Origin of the sequence: Stenotrophomonas acidaminiphila (assembly GCF_001431595.1) — a bacterium.
Classification (GTDB): Bacteria; Pseudomonadota; Gammaproteobacteria; order Xanthomonadales; family Xanthomonadaceae; genus Stenotrophomonas; species Stenotrophomonas acidaminiphila.
In genome coordinates, this window is the sequence record NZ_LDJO01000104.1 from 1 (window position 1) to 975 (window position 975).

The window sequence follows — 975 nt, forward strand, 5'->3', positions numbered from 1 at the left end:
CCAGCATGACGCCGGCATCATCAGCTACCGCATGGACCAGGCCGCCTTCCCCGGCGACTACGGGGTGATGGTCGCCGGCACCAACCAGCTGGTCGGCAACCACATCGGCGTGAAGATGCAGGTGATCGAGCTGGCCCAGCGCTATGCCGTGGGCGACCTGAGCCGCGACATGCCGGCGCTGCCCGGCGAGAAGGCCGAGATCACCGAGACCATGGCCACCATCAAGCGCAACCTCACCGCGATCAGCAGCGAGATCCGCCGCCTGAGCGGCGCCGCGGCCGAGGGCGATTTCAGCCAGCGCGGCGACGAGCAGCGCTTCGAGCATGATTTCCGGCAGATGGTGCACAACCTCAACGCGATGATGGAGGTCACCGACCACAGCCTGGCGCAGACCTCCAGCCTGCTGCAGGCCATCGCCCGCGGCGACCTGACCGCACGCATGCACGGCGATTTCCAGGGCGTGTTCGCGCGGATGCGCGACGACGCCAATGCTACCGTCGCGCAGCTGACCTCGATCGTCGGCCGCATCCAGCAAGCCGCCTCCAGCATCAACCTGGCCGCCTCGGAGATCGCCACCGGCAACAACGACCTGTCGCGCCGCACCGAACAGCAGGCCGCCAACCTGGAGGAAACCGCCGCCTCGATGGAGGAGCTGACCTCCACAGTGCGCCAGAACGCCGAACACGCCCGCCAGGCCAACCAGCTGGCGCAGGGCGCGGCCAGCGTCGCCTCGCAGGGCGGACAGGTGGTCGGCCAGGTGGTCACCACCATGACCGACATCGAGGCCTCGTCGAAGAAGATCGCCGACATCATCAGCGTCATCGACGGCATCGCCTTCCAGACCAACATCCTGGCGCTCAACGCCGCGGTGGAAGCCGCCCGGGCCGGTGAACAGGGCCGCGGCTTCGCCGTGGTCGCCTCGGAAGTACGCACCCTGGCGCAGCGCTCGGCCGGTGCCGCCAAGGAGATCAAGGA

The 975-nt window shown here is 68.4% G+C and carries 1 protein-coding gene; it reads left to right on the forward strand.

Annotated features, from left to right (window positions below; genetic code table 11):
* The coding region (locus ABB33_RS17810; RefSeq protein ID WP_248842465.1) for a methyl-accepting chemotaxis protein at nucleotides 1–975 on the forward strand (975 nt) is incomplete at both ends.